General features: G+C 64.3%; 15 protein-coding genes. 3 read left to right on the top strand and 12 right to left on the bottom strand.

What is annotated here, in order from left to right; translation table 11 throughout:
* Nucleotides 1-3: 3 nt before the first annotated feature.
* The 12 genes from ACQRD3_RS02565 to ACQRD3_RS02510 all read right to left on the bottom strand — a co-directional run bounded on the left by ACQRD3_RS02565 (nucleotide 4) and on the right by ACQRD3_RS02510 (nucleotide 11958).
* Nucleotides 4-318, bottom strand: a complete 315-nt coding sequence (locus ACQRD3_RS02565; protein ID WP_080906822.1) for a hypothetical protein — start codon at nucleotides 316-318, stop codon at nucleotides 4-6.
* Between the two features lie 302 nt (nucleotides 319-620).
* Complete coding sequence (locus tag ACQRD3_RS02560) at nucleotides 621-1742, bottom strand: putative glycoside hydrolase (protein ID WP_427779635.1); 1122 nt, start codon at nucleotides 1740-1742, stop codon at nucleotides 621-623.
* 83 nt (nucleotides 1743-1825) lie between these two features.
* Nucleotides 1826-2251 carry a MarR family transcriptional regulator gene (locus ACQRD3_RS02555; RefSeq protein ID WP_080906824.1) on the bottom strand — a complete coding sequence of 142 codons (426 nt, stop codon included), beginning with the start codon at nucleotides 2249-2251 and terminating at the stop codon, nucleotides 1826-1828.
* A gap of 121 nt (nucleotides 2252-2372) precedes the next feature.
* Nucleotides 2373-2993: an S-layer homology domain-containing protein gene (locus ACQRD3_RS02550; RefSeq protein WP_427779633.1), complete on the bottom strand. Its 621-nt coding sequence runs from the start codon at nucleotides 2991-2993 to the stop codon at nucleotides 2373-2375.
* Between the two features lie 75 nt (nucleotides 2994-3068).
* Nucleotides 3069-4880 carry a glycoside hydrolase family 13 protein gene (locus ACQRD3_RS02545; protein ID WP_427779631.1) on the bottom strand — a complete coding sequence of 604 codons (1812 nt, stop codon included), beginning with the start codon at nucleotides 4878-4880 and terminating at the stop codon, nucleotides 3069-3071.
* A 33-nt stretch (nucleotides 4881-4913) separates the two neighbouring features.
* A complete protein-coding gene (locus ACQRD3_RS02540; protein WP_427779629.1) occupies nucleotides 4914-6998 on the bottom strand; it encodes a penicillin-binding transpeptidase domain-containing protein in 2085 nt (694 codons plus the stop codon).
* A gap of 15 nt (nucleotides 6999-7013) precedes the next feature.
* Nucleotides 7014-7526 carry a rod shape-determining protein MreD gene (mreD, locus tag ACQRD3_RS02535; RefSeq protein WP_080906827.1) on the bottom strand — a complete coding sequence of 171 codons (513 nt, stop codon included), beginning with the start codon at nucleotides 7524-7526 and terminating at the stop codon, nucleotides 7014-7016.
* Between the two features lie 24 nt (nucleotides 7527-7550).
* Entirely contained in the window at nucleotides 7551-8405 is an 855-nt protein-coding gene (mreC, locus tag ACQRD3_RS02530) for a rod shape-determining protein MreC (protein WP_427779627.1), read from the bottom strand.
* A gap of 28 nt (nucleotides 8406-8433) precedes the next feature.
* Nucleotides 8434-9024 carry a Maf family protein gene (locus ACQRD3_RS02525; RefSeq protein WP_080906829.1) on the bottom strand — a complete coding sequence of 197 codons (591 nt, stop codon included), beginning with the start codon at nucleotides 9022-9024 and terminating at the stop codon, nucleotides 8434-8436.
* A 21-nt stretch (nucleotides 9025-9045) separates the two neighbouring features.
* Entirely contained in the window at nucleotides 9046-9504 is a 459-nt protein-coding gene (dut, locus tag ACQRD3_RS02520; protein ID WP_427779625.1) for a dUTP diphosphatase, read from the bottom strand.
* Between the two features lie 53 nt (nucleotides 9505-9557).
* Complete coding sequence (locus tag ACQRD3_RS02515; protein WP_427779623.1) at nucleotides 9558-11639, bottom strand: DUF3656 domain-containing U32 family peptidase; 2082 nt, start codon at nucleotides 11637-11639, stop codon at nucleotides 9558-9560.
* Between the two features lies 1 nt (nucleotide 11640).
* Nucleotides 11641-11958, bottom strand: coding sequence for a cell division protein ZapA (locus ACQRD3_RS02510; protein ID WP_080906832.1), 318 nt, complete (start codon nucleotides 11956-11958; stop codon nucleotides 11641-11643).
* A 199-nt stretch (nucleotides 11959-12157) separates the two neighbouring features.
* Here ACQRD3_RS02510 and ACQRD3_RS02505 point away from each other — a divergent pair, with 199 nt between their 5' ends.
* The 3 genes from ACQRD3_RS02505 to ACQRD3_RS02495 all read left to right on the top strand — a co-directional run bounded on the left by ACQRD3_RS02505 (nucleotide 12158) and on the right by ACQRD3_RS02495 (nucleotide 16571).
* Nucleotides 12158-13129 carry a DnaD domain protein gene (locus tag ACQRD3_RS02505; protein WP_427779620.1) on the top strand — a complete coding sequence of 324 codons (972 nt, stop codon included), beginning with the start codon at nucleotides 12158-12160 and terminating at the stop codon, nucleotides 13127-13129.
* On the top strand, nucleotides 13130-14134 hold the full coding sequence (locus ACQRD3_RS02500) for an ATP-binding protein (protein WP_427779618.1): 1005 nt from the start codon (nucleotides 13130-13132) through the stop codon (nucleotides 14132-14134).
* Between the two features lie 109 nt (nucleotides 14135-14243).
* Nucleotides 14244-16571 carry an S-layer homology domain-containing protein gene (locus ACQRD3_RS02495; RefSeq protein ID WP_427779616.1) on the top strand — a complete coding sequence of 776 codons (2328 nt, stop codon included), beginning with the start codon at nucleotides 14244-14246 and terminating at the stop codon, nucleotides 16569-16571.
* Nucleotide 16572 lies beyond the last annotated feature (1 nt).

The raw sequence follows: 16572 nt of genomic DNA, 5'->3' as shown, positions 1-16572 counted from the left end.
ATTTCAGGTATTCACGACCCTTCTGACGATCAGCGCCGCGGCTTCGTCCAATTTCTCCGCGGCCTTCTCCCGGAGCGTCTGGCAGTCCTTTTCATATTCCGCCAGCGCCTCCCGGGTCTTATCCCGGGCGGTCTCCTCCGCCTGGCTCATCCACACCCTGGCCTGAGTCTGGGCGGCCTTCCGAGCCTCGTTCAGCTTTGCCTGCCCGTCCTTCTGGGCCTGGGCCAGCAGCGCCTGGGCCTGGGCCTGGGCCTGGGCTTTGCGCTCCCGGGCCTCCGCTTCCGTCTCAGTCACCTGTTTGATCGCGTCCATCGACATGTTCTCACCGCCTTTTTATCCTGGGAATCATAGGACATTGCTATTTTTTATCTTACTCGAAAGCCGACCGGATTGCAAGCCCATTTTCTTGTCGTCATTTTGCACTGGATATCAAAAAATAGACTAAAATATCTTTTTTTATCGCATATTTTAGCACTTTTTTTGTTGTTTTTTCGCCCATTTTCTCCCTTTTCCAAAATAGATATGAAAAATTATATATAAACTTTTTAGTTTAAACTTATAATTTGGTTATTTTAAATAAATCCAGCCTGTCTTCAAAAAACAACGCGCCGGGGCCCATGTCACGGGTCCCGGCGCATTGTTTCCTGCGCGGGGGAGAAAAGCGTGCCCCCCATTGGGGCGTAAGAGGAAGCGGGCTGCGGCACATAGGGCGGCGAGGTAAAGACCATCCGGGCCGGGGACAGCCCCATCCCCTCCAGCGCCCGGTCGTATTGGCGGGAGACCTCCTCGCTCTCCGGGCCTGGGAGATAGAGCCGGTCGGCGTACTTTCCCAGCAGCCGGGCCGTCTGGCCGCTTTTGTCCCCCGCCCCGGTCAGGGCCGCGCCGCCTGCGGACAGGGAGAGCTTCACCTCCGGGTAGTCCTTCAACGCCTCCCGCACCTTTGCGTAAAAGGCGTCCAGAACTTGGGAAAACCGGCTCTCGTCATAGTTTCCCCCCCGCTTGATATACTCCAGCTGTCCGGCAGTGGGGTAGGCGGCGTTGTCCAGCAGGATCTCGTCAAAGCCCAACGCTGCCAGTTCCCGGCAGACGCCCGCCACATAGTCCTGAGCGCCCTCGACAGTGGGGCTCAGCCAGCGGATGTCTCCGGCGTCCCGCCAGTTATAGCCGCTGTTGGTCCTGACCGCCAGAGAATTGTCCTGCCGGGGCGCCAGGTTGTCCCGGAAGCAGGACACCCGGGCTACCGTGTAGAGCCCCCCGTCGTTGAGGGCTTTGATGGCCGCGTTGAGGGCGGGGTCGGCAGCGGAAGAGCCGAAGCGGATGGCGGCGGGCAGGTCGGAGACGTAGCCCAGGGTGCCGTCGTCGGCCTTCATGTCGAACCAGGCGGCGTTGCCGCCCGCGGCGGCCACCTGCTCCTCCGCCGTGCCGTCATAGAGGGCGCTGCGGGGCAGGACTGCGGCCCGCAAAAATTCCTCCTCCGGCGCGGGGCTGGGCTGGGCCGTCACCACCACCACAGGCGGCTCCCCCACCCCGGCGGATGCCGGGGGCAGGCTCTCCTTCTGCTGGAGGAAAGGCAGCTCCAGCCGGGCCTGACCGTCATCGGTATAAACCACATATTTTTGCAGCAGGAAAAAGGCGGCCACTGCCGCTGCCAGCACGACCAGCAGGAACACAATGAGGATCGTCAGGATATTTCTCCACCCAAAACGCCCCCGATAGGAGTCATACCCATATGTCCTTCGCACTCGCTCTCTTCCTCCTCTCACGGCCCGCCCCTCACGGTCCCTGCGGGGCTGCCGCGCTTATCTTAACCACCGGGCCTGCCGGTCTATTCCTCCTGCCCGCCGGTCAGCGCCCGATCCAGCAGCTTCAGGCCCCTGGCCACGGTCTCCTGCTCCTCCGGCGCCAGCTCCCCCAGCAAGCTGTCAAAATATTCATTCACCCCGGTCTCGGCCTTGGTGCGCAATTTCTGATAGTGATCGGTGGCCTCTACGTAAATGACGCGGTGGTCGGTCTCCGACCGGGTGCGTCTGGCCAGGCCCAGCTTCTCCAGCCGGTCCACGATCCCGGAGACTGTGGAATTGGCGCTTCCCGTCCGCTCGGCCAACTGACTGATGGGCATCGGCCCCTCTCCTCCCAGCACACTGAGCACCAGAGCCTGGGGAAATGTGAGGTTCAGCTTCCCAAAGTGACTGCGGAACTGCTGGGAGAGATGCTGACTGACCCGGAGATAGTACATCAGAACGTGGTCCATGATGGTCCGTCCCTTCCTTCCATTTTATTTGTGAGCGAAGCATACCGCAAAGACACCCCGCCGTCAAGGAATCCCGGGAAAGGTTCACAAACCTTTTCCAATTCAGACACAAATAAGGTGCTCATCCCGCCGCCGGGATAAGCATCCTCTGGAGCATGACCGCCAGGGCGGCCCGGTTGGCACTTCCCTGGGGCTCCAAGGTCCCCCGGTCGCTCCCCTGCAGGATCCCGGCCCCCACGGCATGGCTCACCGCCGTCTTGGCCCAGCCGGAGATCGCGCCCGCGTCGCTGAACAGGCCCAGGGTCCCGTCAGCCAGAGGCTGTCCCATCTGGCAGGCATAGCGATAGAGAAAAGCGGCCAGCTGCTCCCGGGTCACCGCATCGCTCCCGCCGAAGGTGCCGTCTGCATAGCCCGTGGCGATCCCCCGCCCCTTTGCCCAGGCCGCCGCCACATCGTACCAGGTGTCCACCGCATCGGGGAATGGCTTCGCCACTGTGGCCGCAGGCGCGCCGGCCAGCCGCCACAGCACCGTGACCACGGTGGCCCGGTCCACCACCGCATAAGGGGCGAACCGGCCGTCCGCCAGTCCTGTCATGACCCCCTTCTCCGTCATTTCCTGCACGGCGGGGGCAAACCAGTCCCCGGCGGAAACATCGGGATATCCTTCACCGGCGGCCAGAACCGGGCCGGTCAAAAGACTCAGCGCACAGGCCAATGCCGCCAGTTTTCTTTTCAGCCGCATAGAATCCACCTCACAGTGTGTCGATGGATACAGCTTAACATATATTTTTTAAATATCTTTGAACTTTTCACATTTTTATAAAAACGTAACAGTTTCTCCGTTTTGACGAAGGAGCAGCCGCCCGGCGCCGCCGGGCAGCTCCAGATTCTCGCCCCATGGGAGGGCCAGCTCCGCCGGCGCCTCTCCGGCGTTGACCGCCGCCACTGCCGTCTGCCCCTCCAGCGTCCGGGCAAAGGAGAGCAGGCCTCCGGAACACGTCAGCCAGGAGAACCCGCCCCGCCGAAGGCAAGCCAGCTCCCTCCGGGCCCTCCCCAGGGCGGTGAACCAGGAGACCAGGCCCCCGGCCTCCTCCCCCCAGGGGAACGTGCGGCGGTTGAAGGGGTCTTCAAACCCCTCCATTCCCGCCTCGTCTCCATAGTAAACGGTGGGAGAGCCGGGAAAGGCATAGAGGAGCAGCGCGCCCAGCCGAAGCCGGGCTTCTCCCCGCTCCCGCTCCGCCGCGGTCATCCGGTAGGAGGCCCGCCAGTCCCGGGAGCGGTCCTTCCCTTCGCCCCCTGTCCCCAGCAGCGTGAGGATCCGGGGGGTGTCGTGGGTGCCCAGGGCGTTCATGGCCGAGGCAAAGGCCCAGGGCGGATAGTTCTGCCGCAGCCGCTCCATCGTCCGGCGAAAGGCCCCGGCGTCTCCCCCCAGCAGATAGTCCAGCAGAGCGGAGCGCAGAGGATAGTTCATCAGCCCGTCGCAGTGCCCGCCCAGCAGGTGGCGGCGGCGGACCGAGTAGGCGATCTTGTTGGAGCCGTCCTCCCACACCTCGCCGATGACCACCGCGTCCGGTTTTTCCGCCCGGGCGGCGGCATGAATGGCGGCCACCACGGCATCAGGGAGCTCGTCGGCCACGTCCAGCCGCCAGCCGTCCGCCCCGGCGCGCAGCCAGCGGCGGATGATCCCGTTCGGCCCGGTGATATAGTCCAGCCACGCCCGGCTCTCCTTGTTTGCGGCGGGCAGGGAATAGATCCCCCACCAGGCGGAATATTGATCCGGCCAGTGCTGGAAGGTGAACCAGTCATAATAGGGAGAGTCCTGGCTCTGATGGGCCCCCTGCCCGGGATAGAAGCCGTCGCCGTTGAAGTAGCGGGAGACAAAGCCCATGTGGTTGAACACCCCGTCCAGCATCACCCGCATCCCCAGGGCGTGGGCCCGGCGGCAGAGGACGGAAAAATCCTCCTCCGTACCCAGCATGGGGTCGATCTTCTCATAGTCGGCGGTGCCGTAGCGGTGGTTTTCAGCGGCCTCAAAGATGGGGCAGAGATAGAGGGTCTCCACCCCAAGGCTTTGGAGATAGGGGAGTTTCGCCGTGATCCCCGGCAGACTCCCGCCGAAGAAGTCCCGGTTGCGCACCTCTCCCCGCTCGTCGGGACGGTACTCCGGCTCCTCCGTCCAATCCCCGTGGACCGTGCGGCCGCCCACCATCCCTGTGGGATCGGGGACCCTCAGGCGGCAGAACCGGTCGGGAAAGATCTGATAGGTGACCCCCTCCCCAAACCAGCTGGGCACCCGTTCGGCAGGGTCATAGACGGTGAGCTGGAGCTCCTCGGTGGTCTCCCGCCGCCCGTCCAGTCCCTCCAGCCGAAGGGTGTACCAGACCAGCCCCACATAGCCCTCGGTCTCCAGCGCAGCGGAAAAAAGGTCCCGGTCGCCATCCATCCCAACCCAGGGAAGGGGCGTTTCCGTGACCCGGTCTGCGTCGAACTCCCAGCGGGCGGCGAGCACCGCCCTGGAAAAGCCCTCCGACCGGGCCGGCCGGAGGGTAAACGTCACTGTCGTCCCCGACGGCACGGCCCCGTAGGGGGCCCTGCACCGGGGATCGGCGGGATCAAACCACTGCGTCAAGCGGATTCCTCACTTCTTTATTCAGGTCGTGTCTTACCGCGCCAGCGCATTCTCCGCCGGAGCGGCCTCCATGGCGCCCTTGGCGGAAAAGTAGTAGTCCAGGATCTCGGCGGCGATGGCCGCCACCAGTGTGCCGGAGCCGCCCTTCTCCACCACGATGGAGAGTGCGATCTCGGGGTTTTCATAGGGGGCGAAGGCCACCAGAATGGCGTTGGCCTCGCTGTTGCGGGAGACCTGCGCGGTGCCGGTCTTGGCCCCCACTGTCACGCCCAGATCCTTGAAATAGACGGCGGCAGAGCCCTCGCTGGCCACCATGCCCATTCCCTTTTTCACCGCCGCCAGGTTGGCCGGATCAAGGTTGATCTCGTCCCGGATCTCCGGGCGGTATTCCTCCACCACCTGAGAAAAATCGCTGGATTTCACGGTTTTGAGCAGGTGCGTGGCGTAATGAGAACCGCCGTTGACCAGGGTGGACACATAGTTGGCCAACTGGATGGGCGTGACTTTCGTGTTGCCCTGTCCGATGGCCGCGTACATGGTGTCGCCCTCGTACCAGGCCTGACCGTGCTTGGCGCTGGTGGCCGGCCCGGCCATCTCCCCGGCCTCCTCGTAGAGCTCCAGACCGGTTTTTTGTCCCAGGCCGAAGAGGGCGGCGTAAGTGTCGATCTTCTCGATGCCCAGCCGCAGGCCGGTCTCGTAAAAGTAGATATTGCAGGAGTCCCGGATGGCCTCCGACACATTCTCCCAGCCGTGGGTCCGGCCGTACTGGCGGTAGTACCAGCACATGGGCTGATCCTCAATGCGGTCGTAGTGCTTGTAGCGGCCGGTGTCCAGGATCTCCTCGGTGGTGGAGATGACCCCCTCCTCCAGCCCGCCCGCCGCCACGGCCATCTTTATGGTGGAGCCCGGGGCGTAGAGTCCCTGGAGCGCCCGGTTGAAAAGCGGCTTGAGGGGATCGGCGGAGAGGGCGTTGTAGTCCCGGGAATAGGATTCCGGGGAAAAGGTGGGGTAGGACGCCATGGCCAGGATGCCGCCGGTCATATCGGTGACCACGCAGGCGGCCCCCTCGGTCTCGTCGGTCATCCCGGGAACGTGGCGCTTGAGGGACTCCTCCACTACCTCCTGGAGCTTGATATCGGCGGTGAGCATCACGTTGTTCCCCGGTTTTGGTGCCTCCACCTCGCCGGTCTCAGCGTTGACGTGCCAGTTCTCGCTGACCACCTTGCCGCTCTGGTTGAGCTCAATGTCCCGGGTGCCCGGTGTGCCCCGGAGCAGATCCTCAAAGGCGGCCTCCACGCCGTCCTTGCCCACGGTGTCGTTCATGGAATAGCCCTTGTCCTTGTACCGGTCCCAGTCCTCGGCGTAGATGGGCCCCACCTGGCCCAGCAGGTGGGCGGCGTACTCGGTCTCATACTGGCGCACGGTGACCGTGTCAATCTTCACGCCGGAGAGCTTCCCCTCCTTCACCGCGGTAATAAACGCGATATTCACATCCCGGGCAAAGACATAGGAGGTGCGGGCCACGTCCTTGGAACGAAGGGCCAGTTCGTAGAGGACCCCCACCAGCGCCCGCCCCTCGGCCTCGCCCACGCTTCCATCCACTTCAAAGTAGGCGCGCAGTGCGTCCACCATCTGACCGGCGGTGGGGTTTTCGGGCAGATCCTTCAGCTTCAGCGACTCGACCAGTCGGGCCAGCTGGGAGGGAGATTCCGTCCCGTCGGCGGAAAGGGTCTCGAACGGCCGTGCCTGCGTATAGGAAAAAGGAGCCTCCCCGCTGATGCACAGGGTGTCCGTCCAGGCCACCCCCTGCTCCCGGCAGACCGCCAGCAGCTTTAAAAGGGTTGTGTTGCGGCCCTGGATATCCCCCATCAGGGAGGTGTCCAGACTCACCTGATAGCTGGCCCGATTGGAGACCAGCACCCGGCCGTACCGGTCCAGGATCTCCCCCCGGGCCGCCTGGACCGTCTCGGTGTTGGCGATCTTCCGGGTAGACTGCTCCAGATAATAGCCCCCGTGAACCACCTGCAGGTTGTAAAGCACACCCGTGAAGGCCAAAAAGACAGCGGCCAGGATCAAAAGCACTGTCCGGGTGCGAAATTGAAATTGTTTCCCATCCATATTCTTAAAAACCTCTCACAGGACCGTGGCCTTGGGGACCCGCCGGAACACCCAGCGGAACAGCAGGTAGACAAGGGGCACAAAGCACAGCGACCAGGCGATCTCCCGCCCGGCCACCGCCGCCATGGCCGACAGCCCGGCCCGCCCTGTCAGGAGCCGGGCGAGGATCCGCCCGGCATCAATGGCCCCCAGAGCCAGCACCGAGCAAACCAGACAGCCCAGCAGATCCTGGCGCAGCACGTACTGGGCCAGCAGACCCGCGCACAGCCCCACCAGGGTGAGCGCCAGAGTCATCCACCCCGCGCTCCCCGGCTCCAGCGTGTCGAACAGCACGCCCACCGCCAGGCCGAAGCCCGCCCCGGCGGAAGCCCCCTCCAGCACCGCCACCGCCACCGCGGCCAGGGGCAGCAGAGAAGGGACCACGCCAAAGAGGGGAAAGCGGTTGACCAGAAACGCCTGGGCAAACCACACCGGCAGCAGAGCCAGCGCATAGGCCAGCCACTTGATAGAGAAATCTTTGGTCGTCACGGCTCCGATACCCTCCTTCGTATTTTATTTCACCATGCTGAATTCTTTGATGACAAACACCTGCTCCAGCTTGCCCAGTTCGGCGGCCGGGGTGAGCACAGCGTAATCGCTCATGCCGCTGTCGTCGGAGCGGACCTCCTCCACATAGCCCACCACCAGCCCCGAGGGGTAGGCGGCGGTGTCTCCGGACTTCAGCCCGGAGGTGAGGATGGTGTCCCCCGCCAGCAGCCGGGTGTCCTCCGGCAGATAGGCCAGCTTCAGCCTTCCCTGTCCCATCAGCTGGAAGTCCCCCTCCAGGATGGCGGCCCCGTCGGTACGGGCAATGAGCCCGCCCACCTCCAGGTCCACATCCACCACGGTGATGAGGCGGGACCAGTTGAGCCCCACCTCGGAGATCACGCCCACCAAATTGCCGTATTCATCCACCACGCAGTCTCCCGCCGCCACATCGGCGGCCGAGCCCTTGCTGATGGTGAGGGTAGAGCTCCAGTTGGAGGCGCTCCGGGCAGTGACGGCGGCCTCCTGCAGTTGGAAATCGGGCCGCTCGGTCTTCAGCCCCAGCAGATTGCGCAGCCGCTCGTTCTCCCGGCTGGCCGCCGCCCCGTCCCGGGCCTGCTTCTTCAGCTCGGCGTTCTCTTTTTTCAGCGCCTCCAGCTCCTCCTGCATGCTCTCCCGCTGGAAGGCGTCGGAGTAAACTCCCTCGGTCCAGTTGACGAAGGCGTTGATGCCGTTTCGGAAGGGGGTGGCGATAACTCCCGCGGCGTTGGACAGGGGATCGGCCATCCCCCCGAAGGTCAGGGAGAGCACCGCCGTGATGAGGGCCAGCAGCACCGCGATCACCAAAATCAGGATTCCATTGTGTTTGAGGAAATCTTTCACGCTCTTGTCTCCTAACCGTGTTCGGCGTTCACCGCCGGGCGGACAGGGCCAGACAGTCCACGCCAAACCCCGCCAATACCTGTCCCAGGGCGCACACCGGAAGGCCCATCACATTGAAATAGTCCCCCCGGATGCGCTCCACCAGCAGCGCGCCCACGCCCTGGATCCCGTAAGCCCCCGCCTTGTCCAAGGGTTCTCCCGTAGACACATAGGCGTCGATCTCCCCGGGGGAGAGAGGGCGGAAGGCCACCTCAGTGGCCTCGCTGCGGGTGACGGCCTCCCCGCCCCGGAGGACGGTGAAGCCGGTGTAGACCTGATGGCGGCGCCCGGAGAGGGCGGCGAGCATCCGGCGGGCATCGGCGGGATCGGCGGGCTTCCCCAGGACGGCTCCGTCCAGGGCCACCACCGTATCGGCGGCGATGACCAGAGCGTCCGGCCCCGCCTGGGCCGCCACCGCCCGGGCCTTCTCGGCGGAGATGGTCTCCACCAGCCGGCCGGGGGGCAGGGGCCGGTCGGAGTGCTCGTCGATATCAGGGGTCAGGGTGCGAAAGTTCCGGACACCCATCTGCCCCAGCAGCTCCCGCCTGCGGGGAGAGCCGGAGGCCAAAATGATCTCCATGGTAAAACAACCCTCTTTCCCTTACGCCTTGCCGGTAGAGCCGAAGCCACCGGAGCCCCGCTCGGTGTCGTCCAGCGTGTCGGTGACCAGAATCTCCGCCTGGGCCACCGGCAGCACCACCAGTTGAGCGATGCGCTCGCCGGGTTGAATCAAATAGTCCTTCCAGCCATGGTTGGAAAGCGCCACCTGAATCTCCCCGCGGTAATCGCTGTCGATGACCCCCACACCGTTGGCCAGAGCCACTCCGTGTTTGGCGGCCAGCCCGGATCGGGCAAAGACCAGGGCCACGTACTCCGGCCCCGGCAGGGCGATGGCCAGTCCGGTGGGCACCTTCACGCAGGTCCGGCCGCCGCCGGGGACGGTGAGCGGTCCATCGATACAGGCTCTGAGGTCCATCCCGGCGGAACCGGATGTGGCGTAGGAGGGGTATTCGATCTCCGTCCCGATTTTGGGGGAGAGGGCTTTGATTTTCAATTCCATCGTGTGTGACAACCTCGTTTTCTCAATCATGGATGGGATCTGTCCCGGCACGCTCATTCCACGCCCCGGTAATAGAGTCCCCGGGTCAGCTCCGCCGGAGCCCAGCCGCTCTTCCCCTGATAGCGCTCCAGCACCTGGACGCACTCGGCCGGGCTTTCGGTGGTGAAGGCCAGCCGGGCGTAGGTGAGCCCCGCCTTTTTCCACTCCGGCTTGTCCGCCAGGAAGAGGGGGCGGCTGTTCAAAATCTCGCTGCGGCAGCCGGGGGCCTTGACCACCGGGAACCGGGCCCCCCGGCGGTCGGTGAGGACGTTCTCCCCCTCGCAGCCGCAGCGGCCGGTGCGGTTTTTGATGATACAGTTCTCGGTGAGCATCAGGGGCAGGCGTCCGTAGACGATGGCCTCGGCGGGAATGGCCTTGGACAGGTCCCGGATCTGGGCCAGCTTCAGCTCAAAGGACAGGGTGGCCGAGGCAAAGCCCAGGCGCTTGAACTCCTTGAGAGCCTGGGCGTTGAACGCCGGCAGGCCGTAGTCCGCCCGGAGGGTGAACCCCTGTTCCGCCGCCGCCGGGATCAGGCCCAGGTTGCCCACCAGGGCTTCGGCGGCTCCCAGCTCCCGGGCGCGCCGGAGCTGGGAGCGCACCCCCGGCAGCTCCCGGTCCCAGGCCACCCGGGGCACAATGACCCCCAGAGCCGTCCCGGCCTGCAGCCCCTCCAGGCACTCGGGGTGGAGGGAGAGCTCCTCGGCGGGGACATACACAATGGCGGGGGAGAGCGCCAGCAGTTGGGGGGTGATCTGTCCGGCGGTCTGCACCGACACGGTGAGGGCGGGGGGCTCCCCCGGATTTTCATAACGGACGCCGGGGTGATACTCACCGGTGCGGCAGGGCTCCAGCGTCTGACGCTTTTCGGAGAGTTCCTCCAGCACCTGACGCCGCAGGGCGTTGAGGGCGGAGAGGGACACGCTCAGCCCATCCTCCACCGCCGCCTTCACCCCGGCGCAGCGGTAGGGGGTGCCGCCGGTGCGGGAGAGCTGCTTCTCCACCTGCCCGGCGGTGACGGCCCGGGTGAGCGCGGCCTGGGGCGGCTCCCCGGCGGCGGTGACCACCCGGCCCTCGCCGTCCTCCACCCCCACCCGCACCGGCTCCCCGGCGCGGATCATGGCGTAAAATCTGACCTCCACCAGGGGATTTTCCTGGCCCACATAGGTCTGTCGGGCCTGGGCGAAGAGTTCCTTGGGCTCGGGGGTCTTTTCCTCCCGGACGCCGAACATGGCCGGGCCGGTCTTGTCCTCAAAATAGCCCCTGGTAAAACCCTGGCGGGAGAAGGCATCCTCCAGGGCCTGCCGCTCCTGGGGAGTGGGCAGACGGTCCTCCCGGAGCAGGGTAGCGTAGATGCGGGTGACCACCGCCACATACTCGGCCCGCTTCATCCGTCCCTCCAGCTTGAGGCAGGAGACCCCCATTTTTTTCAGACGGCGGAGCTGGTCGATGAGGCAGGCGTCCTTCAGGGACAGCGGGTAGCTGTCCGCCCGGCCGCCCCAGCCGTATTTCATCCGGCAGGGCTGGGCGCACAGCCCCCGGTTGCCGCTTCTCTCCCCCACCACAGCGGAGAAAAAGCACTGCCCGGAGTAGCACATGCACAGCGCCCCGTGTCCGAACACCTCGATCTCAATGGGCGAGCGGTCGCAGATATACTCGATCTCCGACGCGGGCAGCTCCCGGGAAAGCACCGCCCGCTTCAGGCCCAGATCGGCGCAGGCCTTCACCCCGTCCAGGTTGTGGACGGTCATCTGGGTTGAGGCGTGGAAGGTGAGGTCGGGGGCGGCCTGTCGGGCCGCCCGCAGGACGCCGAGATCCTGCACCAGCACCGCGTCCGCCCCCAGCTCGGCCGCCCGACGGGCCAGGTCGGCGGCGGCCGGGAGCTCCCGGTCGGTGAGCAGGGTGTTCAGCGTCAGGTAGACCTTCACCCCCCGCAAGTGGCAGTAGGAGATCGCCGCGGCGAAATCCGCCTCGGTGAAATTCTTGGCGTTGCGGCGGGCATTGAAATCGCCGAAGCCCATATAAACGGCGTCCGCCCCGTTCTGGACGGCAGCGGTGAGGGCCTCCATGGACCCGGCGGGCGCAAGCAGCTCCAACATGTCAGCCCTTCTTGTTCTGGAGCTTGAAGATCTCCCGCTTGGCCTCGGACAGCTCCATCTTCAGCGCGGTGGCCTCCTCCAGATACTCCTTGAGCTGGCCCCGGAGGTTTTCAGATGCCTCCACCTCCTTAAAATACTCGTCCGCTATATTGAGTGCAGCCAGGGTGGCGGCCTCTGTGGTGGAGACCTTGCCCCCCGACAGCACTTCGTTCACCTTGGCATCCACATGCTGGGCCACCCGCTCCATGTAGGAGGCGTCTTCGGACGCCACCAGCGTGTACTCCAGACCGGCGATATTCACACTCACCTTGTTTTTCACAACGCGCCCCTCCTTACTTTTTTGCCGCGGGCTTTGCGCGGCAGACATACTATGAGTTATTATAACATAGGAACCACGGATTGAAAAACAAAAAATCGTGAATTTTTTTCCCGCCTTCGCCCCGTGGATTTCCTATTTACGGCGGGGCTGTTTTCGTGTAGAATAAAAGATTGAAAACGATCGAACAGGGGGTGTGCGCGTGTCTGATCCCACATTTTTGCCCGGAGGAATTCTGTCCATGGCCGCCGGGGCCGTCGACCGGCTTCTCTCCGCCGGGAGCGGAGACGCCGCCCTTCTCTACCTCTGGCTGCTCAAAACCGGCGGGGAATACGACGCCGCGGGCGCCGCCCGGACCCTCAAATGGGACCCGGTCCGGGCCGATGGGGCCATGCAGCTGCTGGCCGGGATGAAGCTGGCCGATCCGAAGCGGAGCAAGGCTCCCCCGGCCCCCGCCCCGGCAGAGCCTCCGGAATACACGGCCGCCGATCTCAACCGGGAGCTGGAAAATCCCGCCTCCCCCTTCCCGGCCCTGGTCTCCGAAGTGCAGCGGCGGCTGGGAAAAGTGCTCTCCACCGCTGATCTGAAGAGCCTCTACACCGTCTACGACTTCGCCGGGCTCCCCGCAGAGGTCATCTTGCTGGCGGTGAGCTGGTGCGCGGAGGAGACCGGGCGGAAATACGGTACCGGTCAGAAGCCCCGCCTCCCCCAGATCCAGAAGGAATGCTTCCGCTGGAAGGAGCTGGGGGTGGACACGGTGGAGGGTGCGGAGGCCCATCTCAAGCGCCTGGCGTCCCTTCGCACCCGGACGGGGCGGATCCTGGCCCTCATGGACATCCGGGACAGGCCCCCGGTGGCCCGGGAGCGGGAATACATTACAGTCTGGGTGGACATGGGCTTTTCCGACGAGGCCATTCGTCTGGCCTACGAGAGGACCGTGCTGAAAAAGCAGACCCTCAACTGGCCCTACATGAATTCGATCTTGAAAAGCTGGCATCAGAAGGGCCTGCACACCCCCGAGCAGATCACCGCCGGGGACTCGCAGCGCCCCCAGCGCCCCGCCGGGGCCACCGCACCCCAGCCCGCGCCCCCCGGAGAGGCCGACCGCCGGGCCCGGGAGGACATGGAGCGGATGCGGGCATTTCTCAGACAGCAGAGCAAGGAGGGGAATTAAATGGCATACGATCCCGCCGTTCTCCGCCGGGCCTCCGGGCGTCTGGAGGACGCCCGGAAGAGCCGTCAGGAGGCGCTGGAGCGCCGCCGGAAACAGCTTTTTGCCCGTCTGCCCGAGCTGGCCGACATCGACCGGCAGCTCCGCGGCACCATTCTGGACATCATCCGCTCCTCCCTTCGCTCGGGCGTCGACCCAGTCCCCGCCCTCCGGGTGGTCAAAGACCGGAATATGGTCCTTCAGAACCGGCAGGCCGAGCTGCTCCGCTCCGCCGGGTATCCCCCCGACGCCCTTGCCGACACGCCCGCCTGCAAGGCCTGCGGGGACACGGGCTGGGTGGGGACCCGCATGTGCTCCTGCCTCAGGGCCCTGTGCGCCGAAGAGCAGGTGAAGGAGTTGTCCAAGCTGCTGGATCTGGGGGAGCAGTCCTTCGACTCCTTCTCTCTGGACTGGTATTCCCCCCTCCCCTGGACGGGGGAAACGATCCCGCCCCGGGAAAACATGGAGTTCATCTGTGAGCTCTGCCTCAACTACGCCCAGAAGTTTGGAAAATTTTACTTTAAAAATCTCTTTCTCTCGGGAAACCCGGGGCTGGGCAAGACCTTCCTCTCTGCCTGCATCGCCCGCACGGTGGCCGAGAAGGGCTTTTCCGTGGTCTACGACACGGCGGTGAATGTATTTGCCCGGTTTGAGGAACAAAAGTTTTCCAAAAGCGTCGAAGAGGGGAGAGAGGCCCAGGGGGAGACCCGGCGGTATCTGGGCTGCGACCTGCTGATCCTGGACGATCTGGGCAGCGAGATGACCACTCCCTTTGTCCAGTCGGCCCTCTACACCCTGGTGAACACCCGCCTCACCCGGGGGCTTTCCACCGTCATCTCCTCCAATCTGTCCATGGACGGGGTCCGCTCCCGGTATGCCGGACAGACCGCCTCCCGGCTGGAAGGGGAATACCGGGTCCTCCGGTTTTACGGGGAGGATATCCGGCTCCTGCGGAAGAAAAAGCTGTGAGGGTTCTCCAGCGGGGATTCCTGCGACGTGAAAAGATTGCTTTTTTCACCGGGAACGTATATACTTTATAGAATGAATCCATTTTTTTGAATATTGGAGGTACAGGAGTATGAATCTGAAACGGTTCGGGGCGCTGGCCGCCTCGCTGGCGCTCACCCTCTCCCTGACCGCAGTGCCCGCTGCCGCCATTGAGTTTACCGACGTGCCCAGCACCTACTGGGGCTACGCGGACATCAGCAAAATGTCCAACCTGGGCTACGCCAGGGGCTATGAGGACGGCACCTTCAAGCCGGACGGCAAAATGACCGCCGCCGAGACGCTGCTCTTCTGTGCGCGGGCCACCGGCGTGGGCACCGGCACCCAGGCCAAGATCGCAGAGGCCCGGGCCGACGAAATGAAGAAACTGCTTCCGGAAAGCATGGTCTCCTGGGCCGCCAAGGAGATGGCGGTGGCGGTGGAGACCGGGGTGCTCTCCCTGTCCGAGCTGGACGCCCTGTCCCAGGCGGGGGCGCTGGCCAAAACCATCACCCGGGAGAACATCTGCATGTATCTGGTGCGGGCCATGCAGCTGGAGCCCCTGGCCAAGAGCCTCTCTACCTACTCTCTGTCTTACAAGGACAAGAGCAGTATCTCCGCCTCTCTTCAGCCCTATGTCTATGTACTTACCAACTTCGGCATCGTCAAGGGCACCGAGACCGGGAATTTTGACCCCAAGGGTGCCGTGACCCGGGCCCAGATGACCGCCATGCTCAGCCGGGCCCTGACCTTCATGGAGTCGGCGGGGATCGAGACCGAGCTGAGCGAGTACACCACCTACGGCTGGCAGGCGGGCACCATCTCCGCGGTCACCACCGCCGGGGACGGCGCCACCGTTCTCACTCTGACCAGCGACTTTCAGGGCACCCGCTCCTACTCCATCCCCTCCGCTGCCAAAATTTATGAGGACAATATGCTCACCACCGCCTCCGCCCTCAAAACCGGGCAGTATGTCCGGCTGAACCTCACCGCCGGAGGCGCCGTGTCCGAGGCGCGTCTGTGCGGCGTGCTCACGACCTACACCGGCTCAGTGTCCAGTCTGGCCGACGGCCAGCTCTCCGTTCTTTCCGGCGGGGCCGTGAAAAACTTTGCCATCGACCGCTTTACCGATGTGATGGTGGGCAAGACCGCGGGGGACCGCTCCCTCATCGATGAGGACGCCGGCTACGCCACCGCCGTGTGCTATGTGGATGAGATGAACCATCTGGCCGGGGTCAAGCTCTCCGGCGGCACTCAGCTGGTCACCGGTCTGGTGGAGAACGTGACCACCGCCTCCGGCGTCACCACCCTGCGGGTGGCGCTGTTCAACGGCGTGGTGTACACCTACAAGCTGCCCTCCGGCATCGCCGTCACCGTCAACGGGGTACTGGGCTCCCTCACCACAGGGAACGTGGGCGATTACGTTCAGGTCCGGGTGAGCAACGACAGCATGGAGGCCGCCAGCGTGGCCGTGGACACCGTCACACAGTACGTCCAGGGCCCCATCAAGCGCCTGGGCACCGTGGGCACCGCCAAGGCGGTCTACATCACCGACACCTTTACCGGCAAGGAGGTCTCCTACACCGTCAGCTCCAGTGCCGTCATCACCTATAACGGCGAGTCCCGCACCGCGTCTCAGATCGAAAGCGGCTGGTACGCCACCGCCCTCATCTCCAACAATATGATCGCTCAGCTGACGGCCTACTCCGGGTCTGTCACAGTGGAGGGGACCCTCACCTCCATCAACTATGGCACCACCACCGTCCTCTCGGTCACCAAGGCCGACGGCAATGTGGTCACCTATAATCTGGACATCACCGACCTGCCCGACATTGCGCGGGACGGCAAGTCCAGCTCCATCGACCGGCTCCGCACGGGAGACAGTGTGGCGGTCACTCTCCGCTACAACGAAGTCAACAAAATTGCCGCCACCTCCCGGTCCGCCAATCTCACCGGCACCATCAGCAGGATCACCATGGAGTCTGCCGGGGTGACCATGGAGCTGAAGCTCTCCGACGGTTCCACCGAGACCTACACCGTTTCCGAGGGGGTCTCCGTCACCCAGAACGGCTCCTCCTCCAACATTTACAGCCTGAAACCGGGCTATGCCGTGGCGCTGGTCACCGAGGGCGATTCCGTGATCTCCATCGCCATCACCGGTACAGCCTCCTCCGCCACATCCCTCACCGGAACGGTGCTTCTCACCAACTCCTCCAGCGCCGTCCGCACGATGACCGTTCAGGTCACCGACTCTCTGGGCAAGGTCAGTCTGGTCACGGTGAATGTGAAGAGTGCCAGCCTGCTGGATCTCTCCGGCGCCTCCTTGAGTCTGTCCAACGGCTTTGCCGCCGGGGACACCGTCATCGCCTACGGCAGCTATGACGGCGCCACCTTCGTGGCCACCATCGTCATCAAGCAGTGAT

Source organism: Candidatus Pseudoscillospira sp. SGI.172 (assembly GCF_050313575.1).
Lineage (GTDB): Bacteria > Bacillota > Clostridia > Oscillospirales > Oscillospiraceae > Vermiculatibacterium.
Note: the sequence above shows the minus strand (reverse complement) of the source record. Positions and strands in the feature narration are given on the sequence as shown.